Origin of the sequence: Sphingorhabdus sp., from assembly GCF_044354325.1 — a bacterium.
Lineage (GTDB): Bacteria > Pseudomonadota > Alphaproteobacteria > Sphingomonadales > Sphingomonadaceae > Sphingorhabdus_B.
This window is the reverse complement of sequence record NZ_JBILAF010000154.1, coordinates 1-3,714: the sequence shown is the minus strand read 5'-3', so window position 1 is coordinate 3,714 and position 3,714 is coordinate 1. Positions and strand designations below refer to the sequence as shown.

Sequence of the window (3,714 nt, the reverse complement as noted above, 5' to 3'; positions counted from 1 at the left end):
ACCTGTCAATAATTGTCAATTGTAACTTATTGCGCGGACCGCTTGCCGATCTTCACAACATTGCTCGCGTCATTGGCGGGCAACTCGGCGTAAAGGCTTGCCATCGGCTCATCTTCGACAGGAACCGTGTCGGTCTCGCCAAAGCCGTTGAACTCGGTCCGCATGGCACAGCCATATGCGCCCAGCATGCCGACCTCGATATAATCACCGGCCTGCACGTCATCGGGAAGGATGAATGGCCCCGCCATATGGTCCATATCGTCGCAGGTAGGCCCGTAGAAGCTGAATTCAGCCATCTGGGTACCGATTGACGTGTCCGACCGCTGAAGCGCCACAGGGAAGCGCCAGCCGATGTGCGCGGCATCAAACAATGATCCATAAGCGCCGTCGTTGATGAACAGCTCTTGCCCACGGCGTTTTTCGACCTTCACCAGCAACGACGCATATTCAGCGCACAATGCGCGGCCCGGCTCACACCATAATTCGGCGGAGTAGCTGATGGGAAGATCTTCGAAGCAATTGTGGATGACTTCAAAATAGCCTTCCAACGCGGGTGGCTCCATGCCGGGGTAGACCGATGGGAAACCGCCGCCGACGTCGACAATATCAACCGTGACCGACGCTTCAACGATGGCGGCACGCACATGCTCCATTGCCTCGGCATATGCGGCGGGTGTCATGGCCTGACTTCCAACATGGAAGCAAATGCCCAAGCTGTCGGCGACCTGACGGGTCGCAACCAACAGATCCGCTACTTCGGATGGATCTGCGCCAAATTTTGAAGCAAGGCTGAGTTTCGCATGCTCTGATGACACGCGGATACGTACGCACAGTTCAAGATCGGTCGCGCCATCGGTGGCACGCACGATCTTTTCCAATTCCTCATGGCTGTCGAGGCTGAATGTCCGAACGCCGTGGTTGTGATAAGCTTGCGCAATCGCGCGTTCGCTTTTCACAGGATGCATGAAGCACAGCTTTGCATCGGGCAGGAACTTGCTCACCAAACGCACTTCGCCAAGCGAAGCGACATCATAATGCGTGATGCCCGCGTCCCACAAAGTTTCAAGCAATGCAGGCGAAGGATTGGCCTTTACCGCGTACAGCGACTTACCCTGAAACTTCTCAACGAAGAAACGGGCGGCGCGCGAAGCGGCATGCGGGCGAAGGAGCGTGATAGGTTCGTCAGGGCGCTGGGCGCGGACTACAGCTAGAGCGTCAAGATACTCGTGCAACTCAAGGGACCCCCAAAAAAAATAACGTGAAACAACAAGGCTGCCTTGCGGTTATTGGAAGTCCCCCTGGGGCAGCGGAGGCGTCCCTTATGAAAAGCAGGGGGGGATGTAAAGTGATTCGTTGCGTTTTTAGCTGAGCCGGTCCCTAAACTCGGTCCAGTCGAATGCGCGTACACATTCCAACGCGTCTGTGTCGCTGTTCCAAAGCCAGATGGACGGAAGCGGAACGCCGTTGAAGGTGTTGGTCTTCACCATCGAATAATGCGCCTGATCGAGAAACGCGAAGCGCGCGCCAGCTTCTGCTGCGACCGGAAGACGGTAATCGCCGATGATATCGCCAGCAAGGCAGCTGGGGCCACCCAGACGCACGGCAGGGCCGTCCTGAAGCTCGCCAAGCATGGCGGGGCGATAAGGAGCCTCAATGACGTCAGGCATGTGGCAGGTCGCGCTGATATCGGTGATGCCGACGGGCAAACCATTTTCGAACACATCGAGCAGCTCGCCAATCAATATGCCGGTATCAAGCGCAATCGCTTCACCGGGTTCAAGATAAACGTCGAGGCCGGTTTCAGCGCGGACCTGCTGAATGAATGCCACAAGGTCATCGCGCTGGTAATCCGCGCGGGTGATGTGATGTCCGCCACCAAAGTTCAGCCAACGCAATTGACCAAAATAGGGCGCGATCTGTGGCTTCAAAGCCTCCCATGTGCGTTTGAGCGGCACAAAGTCCTGTTCGCACAAGGTGTGGAAATGCAGACCGGACACGCCCTCCAAATGTTCGGTCCTCAGCTGGCTTACAGGGAAACCAAGGCGTGAACCGGGGGAGCAGGGGTCATATTTGGCAACTTCGCCCTCGGCATGTTCGGGGTTGAGCCGAAGCCCGACATCCACGCTGTCATTCAGGAATGCCGCAAAACGCCGGTGCTGGCTGGGGCTATTGAAAATGACATGATCAGAAATCTCGACGATTTCGGCCATGTCTGCCTCTTTATAGCCAGCGCAATAGGTTGCGATCTCGCCTTTATAATAATCGCGGGCGAGGCGCGATTCCCACAGACCAGAGCTGCACACGCCATCTAGATATTCGCCGATGATGGGCGCAACTTTCCACATGGAAAACGCCTTCATCGCGCATAGGATTTTGGCACCCGACCGTGCTTTTACATCCGCGAGGATAGCAAGGTTCCGCCGCAGCGCCGCTTCATCGACGACAAATGCCGGCGATGGAACGCGATACAGGTCGAAATGCGCAAACGCGCCAGGATCGCCGGCCTTGGTTTCCATTAGAACGTCAGCGGTCCATCCAGTTCCTTCACCTGCCAAGGCAGACCATGCGCGTTGAGCATGTCCATGAAGGGATCGGGATCGAACTGCTCAATGTTCCAAACGCCCGCACCGGACCATTTGCCCGTAAGCAGCATGGCGGCACCGATCATCGCAGGCACGCCAGTGGTGTAGCTGACCGCCTGATTGCCCGTTTCGGCATAGGCATCTTCATGGTCGCAGATATTGTAGATGTAGAGGGTCTTTTCCTTGCCGTCCTTGCCAAGGCCAGTGGCGATGCAGCCAATGTTGGTCTTGCCCTTGGTCGTTGGGCCAAGCGAGGCGGGTTCAGGCAGAACGGCTTTTAGGAACTGCAGCGGAATGATTTCCTTGCCTTCATACATGACAGGATCAATCCGGGTCATGCCAACCGCCTGAAGCACATTCAGGTGGGTGATGTACGCGTCGCCAAAGGTCATCCAGAAACGGATACGCTTGATTTCGGGCAGATGGGTTTTGAGGCTTTCGATTTCCTCATGGTACATCAAATACATGTTCTTTGGACCAACCGCTTCAAAGTCAAAGCTCTGCTTAACCGACATTGCGGGGGTTTCGACCCAGGCACCATTTTCCCAATGGCGCGCGACGGCGGTGACTTCACGGATGTTGATTTCCGGATTGAAGTTGGTGGCAAAGGCCTGACCATGGTCGCCGCCATTGCAATCGAGAATATCGAGCGTGTCGATGCGGTCGAAATGATGCTTTTTCAAATAGGTCGTGAACACCGATGTCACACCGGGGTCAAAGCCTGAACCCAACAAAGCGGCGAGGCCCGCATCTTTGAAACGATCCTGATATGCCCACTGCCAATGATATTCGAACTTGGCGACATCCAGCGGTTCATAGTTCGCTGTGTCCATATAATGCACGCCCGCAGCAAGGCACGCGTCCATGATGTTGAGGTCTTGGTAAGGCAGCGCGAGGTTGACGACGAGGCTTGGCTTAATCTGGTTCAGCAAAGCGGTTGTCGCAGCAACATCATCTGCATCAAGGCCATAAGTGTCGATCACGACGCCCGTGCGTTCCTTGACCGAAGCGGCAATCGCATCGCACTTCGACTTTGTCCGGCTTGCAAGGCTGATATGGCTGAAGATGTCCTGATTCATGGCCATTTTGTGGACCGCAACCGATCCAACGCCACCGGCGCCAATTACCAATA

3 protein-coding genes are annotated in these 3,714 nt (G+C 55.7%); all 3 read right to left on the bottom strand.

Annotation, left to right across the window (positions count from 1 at the left end; genetic code table 11):
- Positions 1-26: 26 nt before the first annotated feature.
- Positions 27-1,232: a type III PLP-dependent enzyme gene (locus ACIQ0G_RS10620; protein WP_183940703.1), complete on the bottom strand. Its 1,206-nt coding sequence runs from the start codon at positions 1,230-1,232 to the stop codon at positions 27-29.
- A 129-nt stretch (positions 1,233-1,361) separates the two neighbouring features.
- Positions 1,362-2,516, bottom strand: a complete 1,155-nt coding sequence (locus ACIQ0G_RS10615; protein ID WP_397577875.1) for a carboxynorspermidine decarboxylase — start codon at positions 2,514-2,516, stop codon at positions 1,362-1,364.
- Positions 2,516-3,712, bottom strand: a complete 1,197-nt coding sequence (locus ACIQ0G_RS10610) for a saccharopine dehydrogenase family protein (protein ID WP_397577874.1) — start codon at positions 3,710-3,712, stop codon at positions 2,516-2,518. The genes ACIQ0G_RS10615 and ACIQ0G_RS10610 overlap by 1 nt, the downstream gene beginning before the upstream one ends.
- Positions 3,713-3,714 lie beyond the last annotated feature (2 nt).

Coding starts and splice junctions, on each gene's coding strand:
- ACIQ0G_RS10615 (WP_397577875.1), bottom strand. CDS start 2,516: ATGGAAACCAAGGCCGGCGATCCTGGCGCGTTTGCGCATTTCGACCTG.